Genomic DNA, 25778 nt, shown 5'->3' with positions numbered 1-25778 from the left:
GAACAACCGCGGGGGGAGCTATGTACTCAGAGCAGCCGGAGCATGCCGGCCACGGTCCGGCATGGCGGAATCTGCTGGTTACGGAATATCAGGTGATCAAGGAGGAGCAGAAGGTCAGGATCGGGTTCCGCGACAACCTGCTGTACGTGACACTGGCCGCGGTCACGGCGGTCATCGTGGCCGCGGCCCAGGCGAAGGCGACATTGCTGCTGCTCGCCCTGCCGCCGGTATGCGTGATCCTCGGATGGACCTATCTCGTCAACGACGAGAAGATCTCCGCGATCGGACGTTACATCCGCACCGATCTGGGGCCGCGCCTGGTGGCGGGGCTCGACACGGAGGCTGCGAACGGGACATCGGGACCGGATGGCGCGAACCGGGAACCGTTCGGGTGGGAGAGGACCCATCGGGGCGACGCGCGCCGCAGATCCCGCAAGCTGATCCAATGTCTGGTCGATCTGAGCACCTTCTGCCTGGTCCCGCTGGGGGGACTCGCGCTCTTCTGGCTGGACGGCAACCAGGGAGCCGCAGTGCTGGCCGCCTCCGTCGCCGAAGCCTTGGCCATAGTCGTTCTGGCCTGGCAGATCCTCGTGTACGCGGCACCGTTCCGTGTGGGCGACAGCGGTACCACCACCAGCCCCGGCCCGTGAACGGGTGCAGGCGGACGGGGCGGAAGCGGGCTCAGCTCGGGCGCCTGAGCATCGCGAGGCGGCTCGTCGTGCGGTCCAGGTCGCGGGTCAGGGCCTGGCCTTCGGGGAGGGCGGTGAGGGGGGCGGAGCCGATGAGGACGAGCCGGATGTCGCGGTCGCAGGCGACGTCGACGAGGTTCGCGAACCGCTGCCGCCCGTCCGCCGACGCCTCGGCCAGCGGGGGGACGCCGTCCAGGACCAGAGTGCCGAACCGTTCGGCGAGGGCCAGGTAGTCGGGCACGCCCGTCGCAGCCTCGCACAGGGCGTCGAAGGCGAACCAGACCATGTCACCGCGCACCGCGCGGGCCGGCAGCTGCCGCAGGTGGGCCCGGACGGGGGTGGCCTCTCCGGGCTGCGGGGCACCGAGGCCGAGCTCCTCCGGGCCCGCGTCACCCGGCGGCAGACACAGGCCCGTCGCGAACCGGCGGCCGCCGTCCGCCGCCGCGGGCGCCGCCGCACGACGGAAGTCCACCGGACCCGAGACGTCCAGGACGTCCATCCGCTCCTCGATGAGCTGGATGGTCGGCTCGAACAGGTGGTGGTGGAGCGGGTCCGGCATCAGCCCGGAGGGCGGGTAGTTCGAGGTGGTGACCAGGGTGATCCGGCGGTCGAGCAGCGTACGGAAGAGGCGTGCGATCAGCATCGCGTCGCCCGCGTCGTGCGCGTGGAACTCGTCGAAGACGAGGATCCGGCTGTCCCCGATCAGCTCGTCGAGAGCGCTGTCGACGGCGCTCTGCCCGTCGTGACGAGCACCCGGCCTGGTCACTCCGTCGTGCAGCCGGCGGAAGAAGTCATGGAAGTGCAGGCGGCGCTTGCGCCCCGTGGGCAGCCCTTCGTAGAAGGTGTCCACGAGCCAGGACTTCCCCCGGCCCACGGGGCCCCAGACGTACAGGTCGCGCGGCGGCCTGGGGAACGTCCAGGCCGGGCGGCGGAGTTCGCCCGCCAGGTGGGCCAGCCGCTCGACGGCGGCCTCCTGCGCGGGGGCGACGGAGAAGCCGCGCCGTGCGGCGGCCTCGTGGAAATGGCGGCGCATGGCCTGGGCGTGCTGGGGCACCGGTCGGTTCATCCGTTCGTACGCTGGGCTTCGGGTCATGATCGCACCCTGACCGGCATCGCGGACAGACTCGTCCGCCGACCGTGCACCCCCTACGGGCCCGTCTCGAACTCGGGGGCCTTGAGGGTGGTCAGGCAGGCGGTCTTCGGGGCGGACGGGGTGTCGAAGAAGGAGACGGCGATCTCCTGGGCGCACTTCGAGGTGGCGAACACCACGTGCGGCTCGTACGGCACCGTGACGACCTTGGCCTTGCTCAGCGTCCGGGCCACGTACGGGCCGTTGTCCGCGCCCGTCTGGGAGTCGAAGCCGCCCGACAGGGCGAGCGTCGGGATGTCGCCGCGCGTGGCGTCCCGGATGGAGCTCGGGGCCGCGGGGACGTTCCAGACGTCGCAGTCCGGGCGGAGGAAGGCGAGCTGCGGGGCCTGGGCCTGTACCGAGCGGGGGAACGTCGGGAAGGCTTCCTGACCGCCCTTGAGTGCCTGGGCCTGGGTCTCGTACGGGGTCCACTCGCTGCAGAAGACTCCGTAGACGAGACCGTGCGCGACCCTGCCCATGGCCTGCGGGCTGAGCTTTCCGCCCGCCCACTGCCGGGCGATCCGCTGCGGCTTGCCGTGCGCCAGCTCGTCGAGGGCGATGGGGACCTGGGGTGCCACGTGCGTGGCGGAGGTCATCCAGTTCACCAGGGCCCCGCCGTCCAGTACGACCTTCACCGGCTTGTCGCTGCCGGGGACCGTGACGGTGGTGGTGACCGGCTTGGCTTCGAGCCGGCGGACGAGCCGGTCGAAGGTGGCCGACAGGTTCGGGTAGCGCTGGTTGCACGCGGGCTGGGCGGCGCAGGCCTTGAACAGGCCGTCGAAGCCCTGCCTGGCGCTGCTCCAGGTCGCGGCCGACCCGCCCTTGGACGGCGGCAGGATGCCGTCGAGACCCACCGCGCGGAGCCCCTCCGGGTGCAGGCGCATGTACGCCAGCGCGAGGTGGGTGCCGTAGGAGATCCCGTACAGGTTCCACTGCCCCAGGCCCAGCGCGGTGCGCAGGTCCTCGTAGTCGGCCGCGCTCTGGATGTCGTCGTAGGCCCCGAGGTCGATCCCGCGGGCCGCCAGCCGGTCGCGGCAGGCCTTCGTGGCCGCGACGTGCAGGCGTTCGGTGGACGGGGCGTCCTGGACGAGGCCGACCGCGCGTGCGTTGAACTCGTCGATGGCGGGACACAGGAGGTTCGGCCGCGCCGAGTACGTGCCGCGCTGGGACATGAAGATCACGTCACGGTCGCGGTTCAGGCCGCCGTCGATCGCCATCTTCGCCTCCCCCACGGCGTCGTCGCCGGGGCCGCCCGCTAGCCACACGATGGGGTCGGCTTTCGGCTTGTCGGCCTTGGCGGGCACGATCGCGACACCGAGCGTGATCGTCTTGCCGGTCGGCTCGGCGCGGTTCTCGGGCACGGTCAAGGTCCCGCAGCGGGCCCCCTTGAGCGCCTCGACGGGTTCCGGCGTCCTGGGGCAGGGGCCCGGTTCGTACCGGGCGTCGCCCACCGTGCGGGCGGCCGTGCCGATCGGCGCCGCGGGACCGTCGGTGGCGTCGGAGCGGGACAGCGCCTGAGCGGGCGCCGCGAGCAGTCCGGTGACGAGGAGTCCGGTCGCCATGCCGGCCGACGCGGCCCGGACTCGTCGTACGCCGGGGCGGCGACGGGGCTCTTGATGGCGTGTCATCTGGCCTCCCGGTCACTTCGGGACGATGGTGAACGGTCCGGGTCGGAGGCCGTCCACGCACGCGGTGTCGGGCGCGGTCGGGCGGGCGAAGAAGGAGGCCAGCACGTGCTGCGCGCAGGGCGACTGGGGTACCACCCAGTGACCGATTCCCGGGACCTCCACGGAGGTCGAGCGGGACAGGTTCCGAGCCACGCCCTTCGCCCAACTCGCCCCGGTCTTCACGTCGAACGTGCCGGAGATGAGGAGCGCCGGCACCGAGCTGACCGTGGCCACCCGCTGGACGGACGCGCGGTCCGGAACGTTCCAGGTCCGGCACACCGGGAACTGGAAGGGAAGTTGCGGCACCTGGGCCAGGACCGTGTCCGGCCAGCCGGGGAAGGCCTCGCGCCCCGCCTTCAGCACGTCGGGTTCCGAGTACCCCGGCGCCCACTCGGCGCACGCCACCGAGTTCGTCAGGCCGTGCGCGAACGCGCCCGTGTTCTGGACCGAGCCGGCCGCGCGGGCCTGGGCGAAGCGCTGCGGGTTTCCGCGGCTCAGTTCGTCGAGCGCCGCCGGGAGGTCCTTGGGCCGGGGGGTGAAGGCGACGATCAGGTTCAGCAGCGCGCCGCCGTCGAGGACGACCTTGACCGGCTTTCCCCCGCCCGGCGGCGGGACGTCCAGCGTCAGCGGGTGGGCCTCCAGCTTGCGCACCTGCTCCGTCAGCGTGCGCGGGAGGTCCGGGTAGCGGCTCTTGCAGGCGGGCTCCGCCGCGCAGGCCGCGAAGATGTCGTCGATCCCCTCGGCGGCGCTCGGCCATCCCCACGGCAGGACTGCGCTCTGGGGAGGCGTGACCGAGTCGAGCGCCACGGCGCGTATTCCCTCGGGGTGCAGGCGCAGGTAGGTGAGCGCGAGGTTGCTGCCGTACGAGTAGCCGTAGACGTTCCACCGGGGGATGTTCAGGGCGGTCCGCAGGTCGGCGAAGTCGGCTGCGTTCTCCGTGGTGTTGTAGGCGCTCAGGTCGACACCGGCGGCCGTCAGGCGGTCCCGGCACCCCTTCACCGCCTTCAGCATGAGCTGCTGCGCCTGCTTCGCGTCGTAGCCGAGGCCCACGGACCGCGCGTTGAAGCGGTCGATCTCCGGGCAGGCGAGGTTCGGCTGGTCGTAGAGGTTGCCGCGCTGGGCCATGAGGATCAGTTCGCGGTCCTTGTTCAGGCCGGACTCGATGAGGAACGGAATGTCGTCGAACGTGTCGCCACCGGGGCCGCCCGCCATGAACACCAAGGGGTCCTGCGCCGGCTTCGCCGGTTTGACGGCCGGAATGACCGCCACGGCCAGCTTGATCGTCTTTCCGCCGGGGCGGGAGCGGTTCTCGGGGACCTCGAGGAAGCCGCACCGCGCGTCGGCGAGCGCTTCGATCGGCTCGGGCGTCCTGGGGCAGGGGCCGGGGACGAACCGGGACGGGGCCGCCGCACCGGACCGCCCGGCGGACTGGGCGGATGGTGACGCGGCGCTGTCAGGTGCGGGGCCGAGTGCCGGGCCGAGTGCCGCCAGGCAGACCAGAGCGGCCGCAGCGGTCACCGCATGGATGTTGTGCTTCGGCATGTGATCTCGTCCCTCTGCCGTACCGGCGGCGGGACCGCCGGGCCGGGCCGGGCCGCAGCGGTGTGGACGGAACGCTCCCTCCCGACGCTACTCGGTGGACCGTACGCGCGCACGCGGAGCGACCGGCGGCTCCGCCCCGCCCCGCCGACCCGCCGACCGGGGCGGCGGGGCGGCGGGGCTTCAGAGCCGGCAGGCGTGGATCGCCGTGGTGAGGATCGCGCGGGCGCCGAGCGCGTAGAGGTCGTCCATGATCTGCTGCGCCTCCTTGGCCGGGACCATGGCCCGGACGGCGACCCACCCCTCGTTGTGCAGCGGGGAGACGGTGGGTGCTTCGAGCCCCGGGGTCAGGGCGACCGCGTCCTCCAGGTGCTCGGCGCGGCAGTCGTAGTCCATCATCACGTAGGCGCCGGCCACCAGGACGCCCTGGAGGCGCCGCAGGAACTGCCGGGCCCCGGGATCGTCGGTGCCGGGGCGGCGGACGAGGATGGCCTCCGATTCCATGATGGGCTCTCCGATCACTTCGAGACCGGCGTTGCGCAGCGAGGTCCCGGTCTCCACCACGTCCGCGACGACCTGGGCCACGCCCAGCTCGACGGCGGTCTCCACGGCGCCGTCGAGATGGACGACCGTGGCCTGGATGCCGTTGTTCGCCAGGTGCTTGGCCACGATGTTCTCGTACGAGGTGGCGATCGTCATGCCGTCGAAGTCGGCCGTGCCCCGGGCCGAGCCGGGCTTGACCGCGTAGCGGAACGTCGAGCGGGCGAAGCCGAGCGCCAGGACCTCCTCGGCGTTGACGCCCGACTCCAGCAGCAGGTCGCGGCCGGTGATGCCGAGGTCGAGCCGCCCCGCGCCGACGTACACGGCGATGTCGCGCGGGCGGAGGTAGAAGAACTCGACCCGGTTTCCGGGGTCGACCGTGACGAGTTCCTTCGCCTCCTTGCGCTGACGGTAGCCGGCCTCCCTCAGCATGGCCGAGGCGCGCTCGGACAAGGAGCCCTTGTTGGGTACCGCGATCCTTAGCATCCGTCTGAACTCCTTGCGTGCGCACGACGAGGGATGGGCGTGGGCTTGATCCGGAGGAGCCGGCTCAGGTGTCGAAGGTCAGGACACCGGCCGCCTCCGCACCGCTGGAGGCGTTGATCGCCGAGGCGGCCCTCGGCGCGGCCTGGCGCAGGAACGTGCCGGCGAAGCGGCCGCCGAAGACCAGCGGGGCCAGGACCACCTCGCGCCCGGCCGGCTCCGCTCCGGGCACCTCGACGACGGCGGGGCGCAGCCGGCGCTGGAGGACGTAGGTTTCGCCCGGGTCGGCGAGGCGCTCCTCCAGCAGGGCCCGCCACTGCCCGTCGTCCTGGGTGAACCCGAAGGCCAGGTCCTTGCCCCCGTAGGCCGAGGCGGGTTTGCAGATGAGCTCCTCGCGCTCCGCGAGGGCGCGGTCGAGGGTGTCGGCCCGCAGCCGGAAGGTCAGCGGGACGTGGGCCCGCGCCAGGGCCCGCTCCTCGTCGCTCAGGAGGTGGTCGAACTCCGGCTCGGTGAGCAGGGCCAGGTTGGCCTTGTTGTCGTGGAGGGCCGTCGCCGGTGCGCCGATGAAGTCGATCTTCTCGGCGATGTCGAGTTCCATCAGCTTGCGGGTGAGGGCGGGCGGTACGTACTTCTTGGTCTCGTGCCAGGTGTACATGGTGACGACCACGTCGATCCGCCTGCCCTCGAAGGAGGCACCCTCCTCGTCGAGTTCGAGGTCGGTGACGAGGCCGCAGCTGACCTCGTACCCGCCCGAGCGGATCATGTCGACGAAGAACCGCCGGCCCGAGTCGGAGTCCGCGGGGTTCGCGATCGCCTCGAACACGTGCAGCGGCCGCTCCGTGTCGTGGTCGCGCAGCAGGCCGACGAACATGTCGAGCCAGATGTGCGAGGTGGCGGCGGATTCCGGGATGAGGCCGCGCTCCGCGAGGAAGCGGGCGTAGTCCGTGTCGAGCGTGGCCTCGGTGTAGGGGGCGATCGTGCTCATGCCGCCCATGGGAGTGGAGACGTTGAGCTCGACGAGCTGGAGTCCGTGGTCGGTCACGACCAGGTCCGGCCGCATGATCGACGTGGCCGCGCGGCCCGTGCGCGGGTGGCGCAGCGCGCTGACCATCAGCTCCGCGTCCTCGCCGGGGATGCCGAGGTACCCGGCCCAGGCCTCCAGGTCGTCGCCGAAGGCGCGGCGGGGGAAGTCCGAGACGAGCTCGGCGAGGCGCAGCCCGAGGTCGGTGACCTCGTCGGCCGCTGCACCGTGGAAGACGACGGGCGGGTACGCGTGGACCCAGCCGGGGCGGTGGAGCCGCTTCTGGAATCGCTCGTTGTCCGCGTCGGCCGCGCCGGTGGCGGCGAATTCCGTCCAGGCGACGGTGGCTCGCGGGTCGAGCGAGGACCAGGCGGTCACGAGATCTTCCCTGCGGTGCGCAGGGCGGCGAGGACGGCGTTGACGGTCTCGGAGGACTGGTCGACGCCGGTAGCCCGGAAGGAGTAGTTGAGCCCGCCCGGGTTCACCAGGTTGAACTCCATGATGTAGGGGTACGCCATGTCGATGCCGGAGTAGAAGATGCCCAGGTCCATCATGCGCTTGCCGAGGTCGCGGACGAACGCGTCCTCTTCCGGGGTCAGGGTGAGGCCCTCGAACTTGGTGCCGAGCGTGACGTTGGCCCGGTCGTCGTTGTCGAAGTGGAAGCGGCGGAAGCCGCAGACCGGCACGTCGCCGGCGATGATCACGCGCTTCTCGTTGCTGCGCACGTTGGGGATGTACTCCTGCACGGCCGTGTACCGCTTGGAGAGCCCGATGATGTTGCGGCTGTACATCTCGTAGCGCGGCACGGCGTTGCCGGTGGCGGCCTGGAGCAGTGCGGGGCGGTTTCGCTCGTTCTTGTTGACGAAGTACACGCCGGCGCCGCAGCCCTCGTTGGTCGGCTTGAGCACCCAGGTGCGGTTCTCGTCGGATTCGACCAGCTCGGTGAGGTACTCGAAGTCGTTCGAGACGTACGAGGAGGGCAGGTGCTCCGCGGGGACCGCAGCACCCAGGGTGATCTTGGAGTTGAGGTAGAAGAGGGCGGAGGCGTCGTTGACGAACGGCACGCGCCGGTTGAGCAGCCACAGCAGCTGGAAGGAGTCGGCGAGGGCCTCGGGGTGGGTGCCGGTGAGCACCCAGACCAGGTCGAAGTCCTCGGCGGAGGCGTAGGACTCGCTCAGTGCGGGGAAGTCGTGGCCGGTCAGGTACTCCTCGTTGAGCTGCACCCGGTCGACGACCACGACGTTGTCGTGCAGGCAGAGGGTGTCGATGTCGCCGATGTGGACGTCGTGCCCTTCACGGTGGAGCGCACTCGGAATGATCGAGTGGTTGTCGAGCCGGAATTTCGCTGCCTCGGATACGAGGACCAGGATCTTGTACGACATGGGAAGTGCCTTTCGGGCGCTGGCGTGTTGGCGTGCCGGTGCACGGGGGGGGTGGGTGGGGCGGGGGGCTGGCGGGAAGGCTCAGCGGCCGGTGGTGAGGGTGCGTACGGCGAGGTCGAGGCGGCTCTCCAGCTCCTCGCGGTCGGCGCCGAAGGCGACCACGAAGCCGTGCCGGTCTCCGGACCGGTGGATCTCCGGCGGGAGTTGGCCCGCCGGGACGGTGATGGCGACCTCCGTGACACCGGGGAGGACGGCGACCGCCGCGGTCCGCGCGTCGGTGACCGTGAGCGGCACGGTGCGGTCGAAGGTGACGTAGCGGATCCCGGCGACGCGGTCGCGGGTGGGGGCGCCGGGGACGGGCAGGCCGAGGAGGTCCGCCATGGCCTGTTCGAAGACGTCCTCGCCGAGTGCCAGGTCCAGCATGTCGCTGAGCCGGTCGCCGCCGGGGCGGCCGTGCGACTCGATGAGGCGGGGCCCCTCGGCCGTGAGCATGACCTCGGTGTGCGAGGGGCCCGTACGGTAGCCCGCCGCGTCCAGGGTCGCGGTGACCAGGGCGGCGACGGCCTCCTCGTCCTGCGGGTCGAGCCGTACGGGCAGCGTGTGGCCGGTCTCGACGAATCCGGGTGCGCCGGTGGTCGCCTTCTCCGTGATCGCGAGGATCCGGTGGCCCGCGGACGAGCTCATCGCCTCCACGCTGTACTCGGTTCCCACGAGGAACTCCTCGACGATGTGCGGGGAGGTGAAGTCCAGCGATTCCAGGTGGCTTTCGAGCTCGTCCGGCCCCGCAAGGCGGCGCACCCCGGCGCTGCCGGTGCCGTCGGCGGGTTTCACGATGCAGGGGTAGCCGATGCTTTCGACGGCCGGTCGGATCCCGCTCTTCTCCGTGCACAGGACGTGTGCGACGGGCGCGCCGGCGCGGTCGCCCACCGCGGAGCGCAGCTTCGCCTTGTCCTTGAACGCCTCCAGGGCCTCGGGCGGGTTGCCGGGCCAGCCGAGGCGGCTGTTGACCAGCGCGGCCACGGAGCAGCCCAGCTCGCCGAAGCCGAAGCAGCTGACCGGGGCGGGCAGGTCCAGCGCGCGCAGCCGCTCGACGAGGTCCTCGGGGTCGGTGGTCCACGGGGAGTGGAAGGCCAGCCCCGGACCGTCCGCGGGCAGCGGCCTGCCGGGTTCGGGGACGGTCACGGTGGCGGCGCCCAGCTTCCGGGCCGCGGCCAGGACGTGGCTGCGCGGATTGAGCAGCACGACGGTCGGCTGTGTGTCAGACATGGCGCGTACGCACTTTCGGTAGGAGGAGACAGATCGCCGCGGCGGCGAGGGAGGAGCCGACGAGCAGCAGCCAGACTTCGCCGCCGCCGCGCGCGGTCTGCAGCAGGTAGCCGCCGGCGCTGGAGCCGAAGAGGCTGCCGAGGGCTCCGGCCGCGCTCATCGCGCCGAGGGCGAGCCCGGTGCGGCGGGTGGCGGCGGCGTTCACCGCCTGTTCGTCGAGGCTGGGGCCGATCAGCATCTCCGCCAAGGTGACCGGCACCACGAAGGCGAGCAGCGAGTACCACCCGGCGAGCGGTATCAGCGTGGCGTAGGCGCAGGCGAAGGCGAGGAAGCCGAGGACCAGCAGGGTGCGGGCGGTGGCGCGGCGGAACACGTGGCGCAGCAGGGTGTACTGGAACAGCACGACGAGCAGGCCGTTGGCCGTGAACACCACCGAGATCGCGGCGGTGCTGCCGGTCATCTCGTTCGCGGTGATGGGGAGCAGGACGTTGAGCTGGCTGTAGATCGCCCAGTAGGCGACCCCCAGCCCGCACAGGGGCAGCCACTGGCGCAGGGTCCACGGCGTGGCGGGAGCGCCGTCCGCCCCCGGGGCGGGCGGCCGTCCCGCGACGAGCCGTGACCGTGAGGCCGTCACGGGCCGTCGCAGGACCAGGCAGGTGCCGAGGACGAGGTGCGAGAGCACGCAGGCCGCCAGGATCCAGCCGAACCCGAGGGGGTACACCGCGGCGCCCAGCGCGGGCCCGGCCACGACCCCGACGTTCACGAACGTCGAGCGCAGCGCGAGCATCGTGCGCGCGTCGGTGCCCTCCTGCGAGACGAGCAGTGTCTTGGTCGACAGGCCCAGCAGTGAGCCGCCGACCCCGACCGCCACGATCCCCCCCACGAGCGGCGCCTGAGCGCCGCCGCCTCCGAACCCGAGGAGTACGTAGCCCAGGACGCGCAGGAGGAAGCCGGCGGACATCACCCGGTGGGCGCCGAACCGGTCGACCAGCAGCCCGGTCAGGAGCGAGAACGCCTGGCCGGAGAAGGCGAGCAGACCGACCAGGAAGCCCGTGCGGCCCGCCGGTATGCCCTGCGCCGTCAGTTCGATGGCCAGCAGGGGCAGGAACATGAAGGTGGTGAGGCCGGTGAAGAGCACCGCCACCAGCAGGAGGCGCGCGGTGGGGGACGCCTCGCGCCAGGCGTTCACGGCGCGGGGGTCCGGGCGGGTTCGTCGGCCTCGGTCAGGTTGTCCAGGATCCACTCCTCGACCTGGAGCAGGCGCTGCTCCACCTCGGCGGTGTCGGCCCCGCGGACCAGGGCGAAGCAGAGGTGGGAGGTGCTGTTCTGCGCCACGGCGCCGGGCGCGAGCTGCTCGTTGACCTGGTAGTGCTCGACCCAGTCGAACGGCAGGGTCCGCGGTGCGCGCACCGGGCGGCCCTGGGGGACGATGCCGATGGAGCCGCGGAGTTCGGCCGGAGGGGCGGTCGGCGCGGGGTCCACGGGCAGACCGCAGGACAGCCGCAGCCAGGTGGCGTGCAGGTCGATGCCGTAGGTAAGGCGGGTGAGGGCGGGGATGCGCGAGCCGCCGACGCGGGAGGCGATCTCGCACAGCACGAACTCGTCCTCGGGCGTGCGGAACACCTCGAGGTGGTAGGCGCCGACTTCCGGGGTGTCGAAGGCTTCGAGGACCCGGTCGAGGAACTCCTCCAGCCGCTGGGCCGGTTTGCCGGCCGGGTCGAGCTGGAGCGAGCCGTTGTTGTGGCCCGAGAGGACGCCGAGGCAGTCCCGCAGGTAGCGGGAGGAGGCCACGAACCGGTAGCCGGGCGCCAGGATCGCATCGACGTGGTAGATCTCGCCCTCGACGAAGTCCTCGACCATGAGGTCCTCGCGCCAGTGGCGGCGGCTGAACTCCATGAGGCCGTCCTCGTCGCGCAGCACCACGACGTCGCGCGAACCGCCCTGGCTCACCGGCTTGACGACGACCGGGTAGTCGTTCTCCTCGATGAACCGGGTGAGGTCGACGATCGTCTTCAGCCGGGCGTAACGCGGGGTGGCGACCGTGCGGCCGGCGGTCTGCTTCATGACGACCTTGTCGCGGAACTGCCGTGCGCTGCGCACCGACTGGCCGGGGATGCCGAGGTCCTCCCGGATGCGCGCGGCCCGCTCGAGGTCGTACTCGTTGTCGGTGATGACGTGCGCGAAGCGGCGGGTCCGCGCCAGCTGCCGGATGCGCAGTTCGGCGTAGGGGACGAACTCGCAGTCCTGGACGTGTTCGTAGGAGCCGAGCCCCGCGGTGTGCGCGAGCGGGTTGTGGCTGTAGACGTGGAGCCCGCCCGCCAGCTCGTGGAGCATGGCCGGATAGTCATGTTGGGCGCCATAATTGATGATGGCGACATCGGTCATGGGTGCTGCCTCGGATTCTCTGCGGTGGAATTCGGCGATACAGGGTCGGCCGTGCGGGCATTCAGCCCTGCAGGGCGAGCACCGGGAGGTCGTCCTCGACGCTGTACGGCCTTCGTCCCCAGTTCATCGTGCACCAGGGTCCGGTCATCTCCTCCAGCGCGGATATGACCACGGGCCGGTATTCGGGGTCCTCGACGAGCGGGCCGTCGGGCGGGAAGACCTGCTTGATGTAGCGGTGTCCGGGGTCGGCGGCCATGAAGACGACGGGACCGCCGGAGGGCTCCGTCGAGCGGATGTACCGGGCGGCCTGCCAGCCGGCGCCCGCGGACAGCCCGGCGAAGACGCCCGTGGTGGAGAGCAGGTGGCGGCAGCCCGCGGCCGACACGTCGAAGTCGACCCAGTGGATGTCGTCGTAGGCGCTGTAGTCGATGTTGTCGAAGCGGATGCCGCTGCCGATCCCGGCGATGATGAAGCCGTCGAGCGGGAAGTTCTCCGAGCCGAAGGAGCGGCTGCCGAACGGCTGGATGCCGGCCACGCGCACGTTGGGGCAGGACTCGCGCAGGTAGCGGCTCATCGCGCTGGTCGACGCGCCGGTCCCGACGCCTCCGACCAGGGTCATCTCCGCCCAGCCCAGCTCCTTGAGGAGCAGCTCCGCGACGTGCTCGTAGCCGGCGTAGTGGACGTCGTCGTGGTACTGCTGCATCCAGTACGCGTCCGGATGGCGCCGCAGGTAGTCGTGGACGAGCCGGACGCGGGCCTCCTGGTCGTGCTGGAGGTTGGCCCCGCCGCCGGAGACCTGGTCGTAGGTGGCACCGAGGTACTTGAGCTGCGTCTTGATGCCGTCGTCGACCGCGACGGACGCGAAGACGTGGCACTTGAGGCCCAGCTCGCGGCAGACCAGGGCGAGTGCGTGGCCGTAGATGCCGCTGGAGCTGTCGACGAGGGTCTGGCCGTGCCGGATCACCCCGCGCGCCAGCAGTTCCTTGACCGCCCGGTAGACCGAGGTCACCTTCATGACCTCGAACCGGAGAACGTATATGCCGTCGCCTAGATCTATGAGATCCGGTTGGGCCATTTTCTCAGCGAATGACGAATACACCGTACTCCGTACTCCCTTCTTCGTTTCTGGGCTGCGGGCCTACAGATGCCCCGCAAAAATGGAGCAGGTGGCTACTGAATCGATCCTGAACGATTCCCGGCGGGCGGGAACGAAACGGGAACGGCATGTGGCTGAATCGGATCCCCGCACCCGTTGCCCCACCGCCCCACCGCCCCCGAGGAGAGCTCTCGTGACACCCGAATCCGCGTCGGACGAGCCCCGCGTCGAGCGCGCGGACGTGGCCCAGGCCCACCGGATCGTGGTCAAGATCGGCTCCTCCTCGCTCACTTCGGACTCCGGGCGGCTCGATCCGGGCCGGCTGGCCGCACTCGTCGAGGTCCTGGCCGGGCTGTACCGGCAGGGCAAGAGCGTCGTCCTGGTCTCCTCCGGCGCCGTCGCGGCGGGACTCGCCCCGCTGGGCCTGACCGCGCGGCCCGCCGAACTGTCCGCGCAGCAGGCGGCCGCCAGTGTCGGGCAGGGGCTGCTGATGGGCACGTACGGAGCGGAGTTCGGCCGGTACGGCATCCAGGTGGGGCAGGTGCTGCTCACGGCGGGGGACATCACGCGCCGCGACCATTACCACAACGCGCGGCGCACCCTGAAGAAGCTGATGCTCTTGGGGATCGTGCCGGTCGTCAACGAGAACGACGTCGTGGCCACCCATGAGGTCCGCTTCGGGGACAACGACCGACTCGCGGCGCTGGTCGCCGAGTTGATCGGCGCCGACCTGCTCCTCCTCCTCTCCGACGTGGAGGCGCTGTACGACGGGGACCCGCTGGCCGCCGGAACCGGCCCGGTCGCCGAGATCCGCGGACCGGCCGACCTCGCCGGGATCCGTACGGGCACCCCGGGACGCTCGGGGGTCGGAACGGGCGGCATGGGGGCCAAGGTCCAGGCGGCGATGACCGCGGCGAGCGCCGGGATCCCCGTCGTGCTGGCCGCGGCCTGGCACGCCGCGCGGGCGCTGGCGGGCGGGGAGACGGGAACGTACTTCCACGCCGCCCGGCAGCGGCCCGCGGAGCAGCTGTTCTGGCTGGCCCACGCCACGGCGCCGCAGGGCCGGATCGTCCTCGACGCCGACACGGTGCGGGGGGTGCGGGAGCACGGCCGGCCCGTGCTGTGGACCGGAGTCAGCGCCGTCGAGGGGCAGTTCACGGCGGGCGACCCGGTGGACCTCGCCGACGGCGCGGGCCGGCCCGTCGCCCGCGGGCTCGCCCGGCTGGCCTCCGGCGACCTGATCCGGCTGCTCGCCGGTTCCCCCGTACCGGACGAGGGGTCCGCGGTCCTGGCGTACCCCGAGGTCGTCGGCGCGCAGGACGTGGCCCTGTTCGCACCGCACCCGTACGCGGAGACGGGCTCGGGGTGACCGGGCCGGCCGCCCCCGCTTCTCTTCCGTCACTTCCACCACGAGGGAGCAAGTCATGACGTGCAAGGTCGCCGTGCTCGGCGCGGGCACGATGGGTGAGGCGCTTCTGGGCGGTCTGCTGCGCTCCGGCTGGCCGCCCCGGGCGCTCGGGGTCACCTGCCGCCGCAAGAAGCGGGCCGCCGAGATCGAGGCGCGCCACGGGGTCGCGCCGATGGGCAACACGGACGCCGCCGCGTGGGCCGACGTGCTGATCCTCGCGGTGAAACCGCAGGACATGGGCGCGCTGCTGGAGGAGGTCTCCCCCGCGATCGCGCCCGGGACGCTGCTGATCAGCGTGGCGGCCGGGCTGACGACGGCCTTCTTCGAGGAGCGGGTCCCGGCCGGCGTCGCGGTGGTCCGGGCGATGCCCAACACGGCGGTGCTGGTCGACGAGGGGATGACCGTGCTCTCCGGCGGCAGTCACGCCTCGCAGCAGCACGTGGAGCAGGCCGCGGAGCTGTTCCGCGGCGTCGGCCACACCCTCACCGTGCCGGAGGCCCAGCAGGACGCCGCGACCGCCCTCTCGGGGTCGGGACCCGCCTACTTCTACTTCCTCGTCGAGGCGATGACGGACGCGGGCGTCCTGCTGGGGCTTCCGAGGGACAAGGCCCACGAGCTCGTCGTACGCAGCTCCGTGGGTGCCTCGGTCATGCTGCGCGACTCCGGTACGCACCCGGTCAAGCTCCGCGAGGCGGTCACCTCACCGGCGGGCACCACCATCAGCGCGGTGCGGGAACTGGAACGGCACGGCGTGCGCGCCGCCCTGATGGCGGCCCTGGAGGCCGCTCGCGACCGCAGCGGCGAGCTGGCCGCCTCGTACGGGTGAGCCGAGGGGGCGTCAGGACGGGAGCCACGCCCGCCAGGTGGCCTCGTTCGCCTTCACCCAGCGGGCCGCCGCCTCCTGCGGCGCCAGCTTCTCCTCCGCGATCATCAGGGAGACGTCGTTCTGCATCTCGGTCGTCCAGCGGAACTTCTTCAGGAAGGCGGCGGCGTCGCCCCCGCCGTCCGCGAAGCGGCCGTTGAGGAACTTCCGCAGCGGGGTGTGCGGGTACGCGCAGGCCACCTTTTCCGCGTCGGCGTCGCAGCCCTCCTCGTGGGCGGGCAGCTTGACCTCCGTCATCGGGACCTTCTCGAACAGCCACTGGGGCTTGTACCAGTAGCTCAGGAAGGGCTTCTTCTCCTTGGCGAACTGCTTGATCTGCGTGATCTGCGCCGCCTCGGAGCCCGCGAACACGACCTGGTAGTCGAGGCCCAGGTTCTTCACGAGCGCCTTGTCGTTCGTCACGTAGGAGGGGGAGCCGTCCATCAACTGGCCCTTGCTGCCGCTCTCCGCCGTACGGAAGTCGCTCGCGTACTTGTTCAGGTTCTTCCAGTCGGTGACGTCCGGGTGCTGCTCGGCGAAGTACGTCGGCACGAACCAGCCGATGTGGCCGGTCACCCCGAGTTCGCCACCCGGCTTGATCGTCGCCTTGTCGTCGACGTACCGCTTCTCCTGCTCGGGGTGGCCCCAGTCCTCCAGGATGGCGTCCACCCGGCCCTGGCTGAGCGCGTCCCAGGCGGGCACCTCGTCGATCTGGACGGTGTCCACCCGGTAGCCGAGCTCGTGCTCCAGCAGGTACTGGGCGACGGCGACGTTGGCCTGCGCGCCCACCCACGACTGGACGGACAGCGTCACCGTGCGGGAGCTCTTCGCGTCGGCGAACGGGGAGGCCTGGCGGGTCATGTCGGCGGCGCCGCAGCCGGTGAGGGCCGTCAGGGCGACGGCGGCCGCGAGCGCGGCGACGCGGGTACGGGGTGCGGTGCGGGTACGGGGTGCGGTGCGGCCCGTGCGGGCCGTGGTGAGGCGTGTGCGAGCCATGTCAGGCCCCCTTTCCGGCGAGGTCGCGGCGGTCCGTCGGCTGGGTGACGCGGTCGAGCATCAGGCCGAGGCAGACGATCGCGGCGCCGGCGACCAGACCGGTCGCCAGGTCGCCCTGGGCGAGACCGAAGACCGCGTCGTAGCCGAGCGCCCCGCCGCCCACGAGACCGCCGATGACGACCACGGCGAGGACCAGCACGACGCCCTGGTTGACGGCCAGCAGCAGCGCGGGGCGGGCCAGCGGCAGCTGGACCTGGAACAGCTGCTGGCGCCCCGTGGCGCCCAGCGAGCGCGCGGACTCCAGCGCCGCCGGGTCCACCGCGCGTACGCCCTGGGCCGTGATCCGCACCACGGCGGGCAGCGCGTAGACCACGGCGGCGGCGACCGCCGGGGCGCGGCCGACGCCGAACAGGGCGACCACGGGGATCAGGTACACGAACTGGGGCATCGTCTGGAAGACGTCGAGGACCGGACGCAGCGCGCGTCCCAGGCGGGTGCTGCGCGCCGCGGCGACCCCGAGTGCGAAGCCGAGCAGCAGGGTCACGGCGACGGCGGCCAGTACCTGGGACAGCGTGTCGAGCGCCGGGTCCCAGACGCCGAGCACGCCGATGGCGGCCATGGCGAGGACGGCGGTCACGGCGGTGCGCCAGGTGCCGATGAGCAGGGCGAGGGTGCCGACGGCCAGCAGGACCGCCCACCAGGGCAGCCATTGCAGGCCGTCGCGCAGGGGGTCCAGGATACACGTGGTGAACCGCGCCGCCCAGTCGGCGGTGCCGCCGACGAGGGGCACGCCGGAGTAGAGGTGGGCGGTCATCCAGTCGACCGCCCGGTTGACGGGTTCGGCGATGTCCACCGTCCACCCGTCGGGCCACGAGAGCCGGTCCGCCAGGCGCCCGCCGACGGCGAGGGCGGCGGTCACCGCGGCCGCGACGGCCCAGCCGAGCCGGGACCGGCCGGCCTCGGCCGTGCCGATCCGCTCCCCCGCCGCGGCGGTGACCCGGTCCAGGACGATGGCGAGCAGCACGATCGGCACACCGGCGGCGAGCGCGGCGCCCACGTCGACGGAGGCGAGCGCCTGGTACACGCGGTCACCGAGGCCGCCCGCGCCGATGACGGACGCGATCACGGCCATGCCCAGCGCCATCATGATCGACTGGTTGACGCCGAGCAGCAGTTCCTTGCGGGCCAGCGGCAGCCGGACGGTCAGCAGCCGCTGCCTGCCGGTCGCGCCGAGGGAGGTGGCCGCCTCCACGACTCCTGCGTCCGCGCCGCGCAGCCCGAGAGCGGTGAGACGGGCCATGGGCGGAGCCGCGTAGACGACGGTCGCGAGGACGGCGGCGGGCACACCGATGCCGAAGACCAGGACGACGGGCAGGAGGTACGCGAAGGCCGGCAGCACCTGCATGGTGTCCAGCACGGGCCGCAGGATCCGGTGCATGCGGCCCGACAGCCCGGCGGCCAGCCCGAGCAGGCCTCCGACCAGTACGGACGCGGCGACGGCGACGACCATCAGGGCGAGCGTCTGCAGGGTGGGCACCCACATGCCGAGCAGTCCGCACACGGCGAACGCGGCGACGGAGGTCAGCGCGAGGCGCACTCCCGCGACCCGCCAGGCCACCAGTGCGGCGGCGGCGGTGACGCCGGCCCAGCCGAGGGCGAGCAGCAGCAGGTACACCGCGCGGACGGACACGACCACGAGGTTGCTGACGTGGCCGAGGAAGTAGAGGAACAGCGGGTGGCCGTCCCGGTTGTCGATGATCCAGTCGCTGGTGCTGTCGAGCGGTCCGGACAGGTCGACGGCGAGCGGGGCCGGCCAGCCGCCCCCGCCCAGGAGCACGGCGCCGAGGACGAGCGCGAGGGCCGCGCCCGCGCCGATCAGCAGGCCGCGGTGGCGCGCGAGCGCGCGCAGCCCACCGGGCCGGGCGGCGTCGGCGGTCGTGCCGCCCGGCGGCGGCCAGGTCGTATGGGCATACATCAGGCCACCGCCTTCCCCGGCGCGACCGGTACCCCGGCGACGACGCCCAGGAGTCCCGCGTGGTCGACCACGCCGAGGCAGCGGCCGCCCTCGACGACCCGCGCGTTCTCGCCGGTACGGGCGACGGCCTCGATGGCCTCGTGGACGGTGGCACCGGGATCGAGCGCGGGACCGGCGTCGCGCTCGCCGGCGAGGGCGGGGCGCATCGCCGAGCGGACGGTCAGCACCTGCTCGCGCGGCACGTCCCGGACGAAGTCCCTGACGTAGTCGTCGGCGGGGGCGCCCACGATCTCCTCCGGCGTGCCGAGCTGTACGATCCGGCCGCCCTGCATCAGCGCGATGCGGTCGCCGAGCTTCAGCGCCTCGCTCAGGTCGTGCGTGATGAAGACCATCGTGCGCCCCTCCTCCCGGTGCAGGCGTACGACCTCTTCCTGCATGTCCCGCCGGATGAGCGGGTCGAGCGCGCTGAACGGCTCGTCGAACAGGAGGACTTCGGGGTCCACGGCGAGTGCGCGGGCGAGGCCCACGCGCTGCTGCTGGCCTCCGGACAGCTGGCTCGGCCGGCGGTGTTCCATGCCGTCCAGGCCGACCTTGGAGACGAACTCCGTCGCGCGCTCGCGCCGTTCCGCGCGTCCCACGCCCTGGATCTCCAGCCCGTAGGCGATGTTGTCGAGCACCGTGCGGTGCGGCAGCAGCCCGAAGTGCTGGAAGACCATCGCCGCCCGGTGGCGGCGCAGCTCGCGGAGCCGGCCGGTGTCCATGGACAGCACGTCCTCCCCGTCGATGGAGATCGTGCCCGAGGTGGGTTCGATGAGCCGGGTCAGGCAGCGTACGAGCGTCGACTTGCCCGAGCCCGACAGGCCCATGACGACGAAGACCTCGCCCTTGCGGACGTCGAAGGAGACGTCTCGGACGGCGGCGGTGCAGCCGGTGCGTTCGCGCAGTTCGGCGGCGCCGAGGGAGGCGAGCTCCTTGTCGGCGGGCACGCGGTCGGCCTTGGGACCGAAGACCTTCCACAGGTCGCGTACGGAGAAGACGGAGTCCGCGGGGGGCCGGAGCTCGGTCGGGGTGTGCGGCGCGGTGTTCATCGGGTGGTGCCTCCCAGCAGGTCGGCGCACTTCTCGCCGACCATGAGGACGCCGATCATCGGGTTCACGGCGGTCATGGTGGGGAATACGGAAGCGTCGGCGATCCGGATGCCGTCGAGGCCCCGGATCCGCAGGTCGGGTGCGACGACGGCGAGTTCGTCGTCGGCGGCCCCCATCCGGCAGGTGCCGGCGGGGTGGTAGACGGTGTGCGCGACATGACGGGCGTACGCGCTGAGTTCCTCGTCGGAGGTCACCTCGGGCCCCGGGCAGACCTCGCGCTTGAGCCATCCGGCCAGCGGTTCGCTGGCCGCGATCTGCCGGGCGATGCGGATCCCGTCGACGAGGGTCCGGCCGTCGTAGTCGTCCTCGTCCGTGAAGTAGCGGAAGTCGAGGGCGGGCTTGACCTCGGGGTCGGCGCTCGTCAGGTAGAGCCGGCCGCGGCTGCGCGGCTTGGGGATGTTCGGGGTCATCGACACGCCGTGCGCGGGCCGTTCGTAGCCCAGGCGTTCGGGGTTGTCGGTGAAGGGGATCTGGTAGAAGTGGAACATCAGGTCCGGGCCCTCGGCCGCCGGGTCCCGGCGGACGAACAGCCCGGCGTCGGAGTCCATCGCGGAGTTCTCCGGGATCGGGCCGTGCGTCTCCCACACGATGACCGACTCGGGGTGGTCGAGCAGGTTCTCGCCGACGCCCGGCAGGTCGTGGACGACGGGAATGCCGAGCTTCTCCAGATCGGCGCGCGGACCGATGCCGGAGTGCAGCAGCAGGCGCGGGGTGTCCACGGCCCCGGCGCACACCAGGACCTCGCGCCGGGCGCGTACGACGTGCTCCGCGCCCTCCTTGGTTCGGACGTGCACGCCGGTCGCGCGGGCGCCTTCCAGTTCCAGCCGGAACGCCCAGGTCTCCAGGGCGATGTGCAGGTTCGGCCGGTCGAGGAAGGGGTGCAGGTAGGCGACGGAGGCGGAGGACCGCTTGTTGTCCTCCGGGTGGTAGGCGAGGTCGAAGAAGCCGGCGCCCTCGTGGAAGGGAGCCCGGTTGAAGCCCTCGACGCGCGGCACGCCGAGCGCGGTCTGCGCCGCGTCGACGAAGTCCCGGGCGATCGCGTTCCGGTCGGCCTCGTCGACGGGGACGATGTTGTTGCGCAGCCGGGCGAAGTAGGGATCCATCGCTGCCGCGTCCCACCCGTCGGCGCCGGCCTGCGCCCACTCGTCCCAGTCGGAGGGCAGGGGCTTGAACGCGATGAGGGTGTTGTGCGAGGAACAGCCGCCCAGCACCCGCGCACGGCTGTGGCGGATGTGCGAGTTGCCGCGGGGCTGCTCGGTGGTGGGGTAGTCGTAGTCCAGCTCGCCGCCGAGCAGACCCATCCAGCGGCGCAGGGTGAGGACGTCGTCGCGGCCGACGTCGCTGGGGCCGCCCTCGATGACGGCGACGCTGACGTCCGGGTCCTCGGTAAGCCGGGAGGCGATCACCGAACCGGCGGTGCCGCCGCCGACGACGACGTAGTCGTACAGGTGCTGGTCGTTCATGCCTGGTCCTTCTCCGTCGCGCCCGCGAACCAGCGCACGGGGCGCGGGGCGAGGTTCTGGTAAATGTGCTTGGCCTCGCGGTATTCGCCGAGACCGCCGGGGCCCAGTTCGCGGCCGATGCCGGACTTCCCGAAGCCGCCCCACTCCGCCTGCGGCAGGTAGGGGTGGAAGTCGTTGATCCACACGGTGCCGTGGCGCAGCGCGGCCGCGACCCGGCGGGCCCGGTCCCCGTCGGAGGTCCACACCGCTCCGGCGAGGCCGTACTCGGTGTCGTTGGCGAGGGCGACGGCTTCCTCCTCGGTGCGGAAGGTCTCCACGGTGAGGACGGGGCCGAAGACCTCCTCGCGGACGACGCGCATGCCGCGGTGGCACCGGTCCAGGACCGTGGGCCGGAAGAAGTAGCCGGGACCGGCCGGCTTCTCGCCGCCCGCGCGCAGGACCGCGCCCTCGCCGAGGGCGGAGGCCACGTACTCCTCGGTCCGGGCCAGCTGGGCCGCGGAGACGAGCGGACCGCATTCGACGCCCTTGTCGGTGCCGCGCCCCAGCCGGATCAGCTCGGCCCGGCGGGCGAGTTCGGCGACGAAGCGATCGCGCAGCGGCTCCTCGACGATGAGGCGGGAGCCGGCGGAGCAGACCTGGCCGCTGTGGATGAAGGCGGCGTTGAGCGCCTGGTCGACGGCGGTGTCGAACGCGTCGGGCGTCGAACAGGCGTCGGCGAAGACCACGTTGGGGTTCTTGCCGCCCAGCTCGAGGGCGACCTTCTTCACGCTGTCGGCGGCCGCCCTGGCCACCTTCGTACCACTGACGAGACCACCCGTGAACGAGATCAGGTCGACATCGGGGTGCTCGGCGAGCCGGGCGCCGACCGTACCGCCGGGGCCGGTGACGATGTTGGCCGCGCCGAGCGGGAGTCCGGCCTCCAGGAGCAGTTCGATCAGCGCGACGGTGGTCAGCGGGGTGATCTCACTGGGCTTGATCACGAACGTGTTGCCGGCGGCGAGTGCGGGAGCGATCTTCCAGCTGGCCTGGAGCAGCGGATAGTTCCACGGCGTGATCAGGGCGCAGACCCCGACCGGCTCGTGCACGACGACGCTGCGGATCTCGTCCGACCCGGCGTCGACGACCCGTGCGCCGTTCTCGTTCGCCACGAGGTCGGCGAAGTAGAGGAAGGCGTCGCGGACGCAGTCGACGTCCACTCGGCCCTCCTCCAGCGTCTTGCCCGCGTCCTGGCTCTCCAGGGCCCCGATCCGCTCGCGGTCGCGCTCCAGCAGGGCGGCGACCCGTCGCAGCAGGGCGGCCCGCTCCGCGACCGGCGTACGCGGCCAGGCACCGTCGTCGAAGGCGGCCCGTGCCGCGGCGACGGCTTCGTCGGTGTCCTGGACGCCACCCTCCGCCACGACCGCGAAGGCGGTCGCGTCGACGGGGTCGATGATCTCGCGGGTGGCGCCGGAGAGGGCTGCGCGCCACTCTCCGCCCACATGGATGCTCTGTTGTGCTGCGGTCACGTTGCGTATTGCCTTTCGTCCTCTGGACCCCCCTGCCGGTTGCACCGACACGAACCGGCCGCCTGCCCCGGGTCCTCACATCCATGCGCAATGCCTTGCGGAGAGTGTTCTTGTTCACGCTCGAAGGCAGGGCAAATGCGGACATGTAACGCAGGTTGCGTGGGCTGGAATTCGCAGAGGTCTACCGCTGGCACACATCGTCACGCAGGGTGAACGCGGGCGTTCGGCCGTGGCCGCGCGAAATGGCCGTCCCCGTACGGGGGGTCGGCGCGATCCGGATGCCGAAAGGCTCGGAGCGGAGCGGGAACGTCCACCGGCGGCGCGGCGACCGGGGCGCGGCCGGGATCTCCTCTGACGTACGGTCACGTCCGCCGGCACCGGCGGTGACCGCGGCCACGATCGCCCGTGTCACGCGGGGGTCGGATAGACCCGGGACTGCTTCACGCTGCCGAAGGCGAAGCTCGACTCGATCGACGCGATGCCGGGGATGGCGTGGATCCGGTTGCGGACGAGGGATTCGTACGCCTCCAGGCTCTCGATGACCACCCGGAGCAGGTAGTCACTGCTTCCGGCCATCAGGTAGCAGTCCTGGATGTGCTCGATGAGCGCGACGTGCCCCTCGAAGACGCCGACCGCCTCCTTCGTGTGGCGGTCCAGGCGGATCCGGACGAAGACCGTGATCGGCAGGCCGAAGGCGACCTGGTCGACCATGGCCGTGTAGCCGCGGATCAGGCCGGCCTCCTCCAGGCGCCGTACGCGGCGCAGGCAGGGCGACGGGGACAGCCTGACCCGGTCGGCGAGGTCCTGGTTGGACAACCGCCCGTCGGCCTGCAATTCGCGGATGATCTGGAGATCGACTGCGTCCATCGCCCCTCCCTCACCTCTCCTTGGCAGATTCTGCCTCAAACGTATGTCCGGGAGGCAGAACTGGCAATCGGCTGCCCCGGCGGAAGCCCTAGCGTTGCTCCATGGCCGGATCCGGCCCCCGAGGCTGGAGGAGCCCCCTTGGTCACCACGCATGCCGGTCCCGCGACGGCGCCCCCGCCGGCCGCCGGCGCCGCCGTCCGCCCGCGTCTCTCCCCGCAGGCGAAGGGCGCCGTGGCCCTGTCCGTGACCGTCCTGATCTGGGCCGCCTTCGCGCTCAGCGCCCGGGCCCTGAGCTCCTCCTCCCTGCTGCCCGCCGACGCGGCCCTGCTCCGCTTCGGCGTGCCGCTGCTCGTCCTGGCGCCCGCGCTGTGGCGGCGGCGCCGGCAGATGGCCGCCGTCCGCCCCGCCACCGCGCTCAAGATCGCCTGCGGGGCCGGGGTGCCGTTCTTCCTGGCCGCGATGTACGGCGGATCCCTCACCTCGGCGGCCTTCGTCGGCTCGATCGTCCCCGGGATGGTCCCGCTCTTCGTCTCCGCGCTGATGGTCGCCGCGGGCAAGGGCCTGCCCCGGGGCACGCAGGCGGCCGGGCTCGGGCTGATCGCGGTCGGCGTGGTCGCCCTGGTCTGGCGCTACGTCGTCCCGCTGAACACGCAGGTGCTGGCCGGCGCCGGGATCCTGCTCGTCGCGAGCGGGCTGTGGGCCCTGTACACGGTCGGACTGAAGGAAGTGGACCTCGATCCCGTCGGATCGATCGGCCTCCTGTGCCTGCCCTCGTTCGCGGTGATGGCCCTCCTGGTCCTGACCGGGGTACTGCCCACCGGCCTGGCCTCGGCCGCCGGGAGCGACATCGCCCTGTTCCTGGTGGTGCAGGGGCTGGGGGTCGGCCTGTGCGCCGGCCTGCTGTACGCCTTCGCCATCCGCAGCCTGGGCGCGGAGCGCAGCTCCACCGTGGGCAGCCTCAGCCCGGTCGCCGTGGTCCTGCTCGCGATCCCCCTGCTCGGCGAGTCGCCGACCGCGGCCGTGCTCGTCGGCGTCCCCCTCATCACCGCGGGCGTCGCCCTCGCCAACCGGCGCCCCCGTACCACCGCCCACATCCAGCAGCCCGAGGTTCCCGACCATGCTTGAGCTCCTCCTCCCACCGCCCGTCGACCCCCTGTGGGACCTCACCGAGGCGTACGGAGCCGACACCCGGCCCGAGCGCCTGAACCTCGTCCTCGGCGTCTACCGCGACCAGACGGGTGGCACCCCCGTCATGGCGGCTGTGCGCGAGGCCGAGATACGGCTGGCGGAGCACTCCGCCTCCAAGGAGTACCGGGGGCTCTCCGGGAACACGGCCTTCAACCGGGCGATGCTGTCGCTGGTCCTGGGCGCCGGCGGCCCGGCCGAGCGGGCGGTGGCCGTCCAGACCGTCGCGGGCAGCGGCGCGCTGCGGCTGCTGGCCGACCTGATCTGCCGGACCCGGCCCGGTACGACCGTGTGGATCAGCGACCCCGCGTACGTCAACCACCGGCCCATCCTGGAGGCCGCCGGGCTGACGGTGCGGACGTACGGCTGGCAGGACGCCGAGGGCCTCTTCGACACGGCGGGAATGCTGCGCGACCTCGGCGGCGCACGCCGCGACGACGTGGTCCTGCTGCAGGGCTGCTGCCACAACCCGACCGGGGTGGACCCGTCCGCGCAGGCCTGGGAGGCCGTGGCCGGGCTCGCCGCCGAGCACGGCTGGGTGCCGTTCGTGGACCTCGCGTACCACGGGCTCGGCGACGGCCTGGAGGCCGATCTGGCGGCCACGCGCATGCTCGCGGAGCGGGTGCCGGAGATGCTCGTCGCCATCAGCTGTTCGAAGAACTTCGGGCTCTACAGCGACCGGACCGGCTGCGCGGTCGTCCTCGGCGCCTCGCGGCAGTCGCTGCGGCACGTGGAGACGGCGCTGCAGAACGCCGCCCGCACCCTGTACTCGATGCCGCCGGAGCACGGCGCCGCGGTGGTGACGGCGATCCTCGAGGACGACGGGCTGCGGGCCCTGTGGCGCGCCGAGCTGGACGGGATGCGGGTGCGGATCGAGGACAACCGGCGCGGGCTGGCCGCGGAGCTGACCGCGCTGGGGTGGGAGGCGCAGGCCGATGTACTGGCGCGGCAGAAGGGGATGTTCTCGATGCTGCCGCTCACCGCGCGTCAGATGCTGCGGCTGCGCAGCAGGTTCGCCATCTACGGGACGACGGCCGGGCGGATCAACATCGCGGGGCTCCCGGCGCACCGGATCCCCTGCCTCGCGCAGGGTGTCGCGGCGGTCCTCGAAGAGGGCGCAGAGTAGCCGCGCCGGGCCCTCCCCCGGGCGGGCCCGGCGTACCACCTGACAT

At 72.1% G+C, this 25778-nt stretch carries 21 protein-coding genes; 5 read left to right on the top strand and 16 right to left on the bottom strand.

Annotated features, from left to right (window positions below; all coding sequences use genetic code 11):
- The first annotated feature begins 20 nt into the window (after positions 1-20).
- Complete coding sequence (locus K7B10_RS33310) at positions 21-650, top strand: hypothetical protein (RefSeq protein WP_229342573.1); 630 nt, start codon at positions 21-23, stop codon at positions 648-650.
- 31 nt (positions 651-681) lie between these two features.
- Here K7B10_RS33310 and zapE read toward each other — a convergent pair whose 3' ends face one another.
- The 10 genes from zapE to K7B10_RS33260 form a co-directional block, all read right to left on the bottom strand.
- Positions 682-1782 carry a cell division protein ZapE gene (gene zapE, locus K7B10_RS33305; RefSeq protein WP_229342572.1) on the bottom strand — a complete coding sequence of 367 codons (1101 nt, stop codon included), beginning with the start codon at positions 1780-1782 and terminating at the stop codon, positions 682-684.
- A gap of 53 nt (positions 1783-1835) precedes the next feature.
- Entirely contained in the window at positions 1836-3446 is a 1611-nt protein-coding gene (locus tag K7B10_RS33300; protein ID WP_372481498.1) for an alpha/beta fold hydrolase, read from the bottom strand.
- A 12-nt stretch (positions 3447-3458) separates the two neighbouring features.
- The gene (locus K7B10_RS33295) at positions 3459-5027 is read right to left on the bottom strand and encodes an alpha/beta fold hydrolase (protein ID WP_229342571.1); all 1569 of its coding nucleotides are present in this window, start codon (positions 5025-5027) and stop codon (positions 3459-3461) included.
- 180 nt (positions 5028-5207) lie between these two features.
- Positions 5208-6050: an ATP phosphoribosyltransferase gene (gene hisG, locus K7B10_RS33290; protein WP_229342570.1), complete on the bottom strand. Its 843-nt coding sequence runs from the start codon at positions 6048-6050 to the stop codon at positions 5208-5210.
- A gap of 64 nt (positions 6051-6114) precedes the next feature.
- A complete protein-coding gene (locus K7B10_RS33285) occupies positions 6115-7446 on the bottom strand; it encodes a hypothetical protein (RefSeq protein WP_229342569.1) in 1332 nt (443 codons plus the stop codon).
- Positions 7443-8450: an ATP-grasp domain-containing protein gene (locus K7B10_RS33280; protein WP_229342568.1), complete on the bottom strand. Its 1008-nt coding sequence runs from the start codon at positions 8448-8450 to the stop codon at positions 7443-7445. The genes K7B10_RS33285 and K7B10_RS33280 overlap by 4 nt, the downstream gene beginning before the upstream one ends.
- 81 nt (positions 8451-8531) lie before the next feature.
- A complete protein-coding gene (locus K7B10_RS33275; RefSeq protein ID WP_229342566.1) occupies positions 8532-9716 on the bottom strand; it encodes an ATP-grasp domain-containing protein in 1185 nt (394 codons plus the stop codon).
- A complete protein-coding gene (locus K7B10_RS33270; protein WP_229342564.1) occupies positions 9709-10905 on the bottom strand; it encodes an MFS transporter in 1197 nt (398 codons plus the stop codon). The genes K7B10_RS33275 and K7B10_RS33270 overlap by 8 nt, the downstream gene beginning before the upstream one ends.
- Positions 10902-12101, bottom strand: a complete 1200-nt coding sequence (locus K7B10_RS33265; protein ID WP_229342563.1) for an ATP-grasp domain-containing protein — start codon at positions 12099-12101, stop codon at positions 10902-10904. Before K7B10_RS33265 ends, K7B10_RS33270 begins: the two co-directional genes overlap by 4 nt.
- 61 nt (positions 12102-12162) lie before the next feature.
- Positions 12163-13116, bottom strand: coding sequence for a pyridoxal-phosphate dependent enzyme (locus K7B10_RS33260; protein ID WP_229342555.1), 954 nt, complete (start codon positions 13114-13116; stop codon positions 12163-12165).
- A gap of 322 nt (positions 13117-13438) precedes the next feature.
- Between K7B10_RS33260 and proB the strand changes: the two genes are divergently transcribed.
- Positions 13439-14566 carry a glutamate 5-kinase gene (gene proB / locus K7B10_RS33255; protein WP_229345601.1) on the top strand — a complete coding sequence of 376 codons (1128 nt, stop codon included), beginning with the start codon at positions 13439-13441 and terminating at the stop codon, positions 14564-14566.
- 55 nt (positions 14567-14621) lie between these two features.
- The gene (proC, locus tag K7B10_RS33250) at positions 14622-15431 is read left to right on the top strand and encodes a pyrroline-5-carboxylate reductase (RefSeq protein ID WP_229342553.1); all 810 of its coding nucleotides are present in this window, start codon (positions 14622-14624) and stop codon (positions 15429-15431) included.
- 12 nt (positions 15432-15443) lie between these two features.
- On the opposite strand, the gene K7B10_RS33245 is transcribed toward proC, so the two are convergent.
- From K7B10_RS33245 to K7B10_RS33220, 6 genes are all read right to left on the bottom strand, one after another.
- Positions 15444-16463, bottom strand: a complete 1020-nt coding sequence (locus tag K7B10_RS33245; RefSeq protein ID WP_372481497.1) for an ABC transporter substrate-binding protein — start codon at positions 16461-16463, stop codon at positions 15444-15446.
- Position 16464: 1 nt separating this feature from the next.
- On the bottom strand, positions 16465-18438 hold the full coding sequence (locus K7B10_RS33240; protein WP_229342548.1) for an ABC transporter permease: 1974 nt from the start codon (positions 18436-18438) through the stop codon (positions 16465-16467).
- On the bottom strand, positions 18438-19526 hold the full coding sequence (locus K7B10_RS33235) for a quaternary amine ABC transporter ATP-binding protein (protein ID WP_229342546.1): 1089 nt from the start codon (positions 19524-19526) through the stop codon (positions 18438-18440). Before K7B10_RS33235 ends, K7B10_RS33240 begins: the two co-directional genes overlap by 1 nt.
- Positions 19523-21049 carry a GMC family oxidoreductase gene (locus K7B10_RS33230; RefSeq protein ID WP_229342544.1) on the bottom strand — a complete coding sequence of 509 codons (1527 nt, stop codon included), beginning with the start codon at positions 21047-21049 and terminating at the stop codon, positions 19523-19525. The genes K7B10_RS33235 and K7B10_RS33230 overlap by 4 nt, the downstream gene beginning before the upstream one ends.
- Complete coding sequence (locus tag K7B10_RS33225) at positions 21046-22554, bottom strand: aldehyde dehydrogenase family protein (RefSeq protein WP_229342542.1); 1509 nt, start codon at positions 22552-22554, stop codon at positions 21046-21048. Before K7B10_RS33225 ends, K7B10_RS33230 begins: the two co-directional genes overlap by 4 nt.
- 408 nt (positions 22555-22962) lie before the next feature.
- A complete protein-coding gene (locus K7B10_RS33220; protein ID WP_030860603.1) occupies positions 22963-23421 on the bottom strand; it encodes an Lrp/AsnC family transcriptional regulator in 459 nt (152 codons plus the stop codon).
- 138 nt (positions 23422-23559) lie between these two features.
- On the opposite strand from K7B10_RS33220, the gene K7B10_RS33215 reads away from it, so the two are divergent.
- Together K7B10_RS33215 and K7B10_RS33210 are read left to right on the top strand one after the other, a co-directional pair.
- Entirely contained in the window at positions 23560-24546 is a 987-nt protein-coding gene (locus tag K7B10_RS33215; RefSeq protein WP_229342535.1) for a DMT family transporter, read from the top strand.
- Positions 24539-25732: an amino acid aminotransferase gene (locus K7B10_RS33210; protein WP_229342533.1), complete on the top strand. Its 1194-nt coding sequence runs from the start codon at positions 24539-24541 to the stop codon at positions 25730-25732. The genes K7B10_RS33215 and K7B10_RS33210 overlap by 8 nt, the downstream gene beginning before the upstream one ends.
- The last annotated feature ends 46 nt before the right edge of the window (positions 25733-25778 follow it).

This window comes from Streptomyces flavotricini, assembly GCF_020639365.1.
In the GTDB taxonomy this organism is placed as follows: domain Bacteria; phylum Actinomycetota; class Actinomycetes; order Streptomycetales; family Streptomycetaceae; genus Streptomyces; species Streptomyces flavotricini.
Note: the sequence above shows the minus strand (reverse complement) of the source record. Positions and strands in the feature narration are given on the sequence as shown.

Bases quoted from the DNA above. Each gene is read 5' to 3' on its own strand.
- K7B10_RS33230 (WP_229342544.1), bottom strand. From the start codon at position 21,049: ATGAACGACCAGCACCTGTACGACTACGTCGTCGTCGGCGGCGGCACC.
- K7B10_RS33260 (WP_229342555.1), bottom strand. From the start codon at position 13,116: ATGAAGGTGACCTCGGTCTACCGGGCGGTCAAGGAACTGCTGGCGCGC.
- K7B10_RS33265 (WP_229342563.1), bottom strand. From the start codon at position 12,101: ATGACCGATGTCGCCATCATCAATTATGGCGCCCAACATGACTATCCG.
- K7B10_RS33310 (WP_229342573.1), top strand. From the start codon at position 21: ATGTACTCAGAGCAGCCGGAGCATGCCGGCCACGGTCCGGCATGGCGG.
- K7B10_RS33295 (WP_229342571.1), bottom strand. From the start codon at position 5,027: ATGCCGAAGCACAACATCCATGCGGTGACCGCTGCGGCCGCTCTGGTC.
- K7B10_RS33300 (WP_372481498.1), bottom strand. From the start codon at position 3,446: ATGACACGCCATCAAGAGCCCCGTCGCCGCCCCGGCGTACGACGAGTC.
- K7B10_RS33280 (WP_229342568.1), bottom strand. From the start codon at position 8,450: ATGTCGTACAAGATCCTGGTCCTCGTATCCGAGGCAGCGAAATTCCGG.
- K7B10_RS33245 (WP_372481497.1), bottom strand. From the start codon at position 16,463: ATGGCTCGCACACGCCTCACCACGGCCCGCACGGGCCGCACCGCACCC.
- K7B10_RS33235 (WP_229342546.1), bottom strand. From the start codon at position 19,526: ATGAACACCGCGCCGCACACCCCGACCGAGCTCCGGCCCCCCGCGGAC.
- proC (WP_229342553.1), top strand. From the start codon at position 14,622: ATGACGTGCAAGGTCGCCGTGCTCGGCGCGGGCACGATGGGTGAGGCG.
- hisG (WP_229342570.1), bottom strand. From the start codon at position 6,050: ATGCTAAGGATCGCGGTACCCAACAAGGGCTCCTTGTCCGAGCGCGCC.
- K7B10_RS33210 (WP_229342533.1), top strand. From the start codon at position 24,539: ATGCTTGAGCTCCTCCTCCCACCGCCCGTCGACCCCCTGTGGGACCTC.
- K7B10_RS33220 (WP_030860603.1), bottom strand. From the start codon at position 23,421: ATGGACGCAGTCGATCTCCAGATCATCCGCGAATTGCAGGCCGACGGG.
- K7B10_RS33240 (WP_229342548.1), bottom strand. From the start codon at position 18,438: ATGTATGCCCATACGACCTGGCCGCCGCCGGGCGGCACGACCGCCGAC.
- zapE (WP_229342572.1), bottom strand. From the start codon at position 1,782: ATGACCCGAAGCCCAGCGTACGAACGGATGAACCGACCGGTGCCCCAG.
- K7B10_RS33275 (WP_229342566.1), bottom strand. From the start codon at position 9,716: ATGTCTGACACACAGCCGACCGTCGTGCTGCTCAATCCGCGCAGCCAC.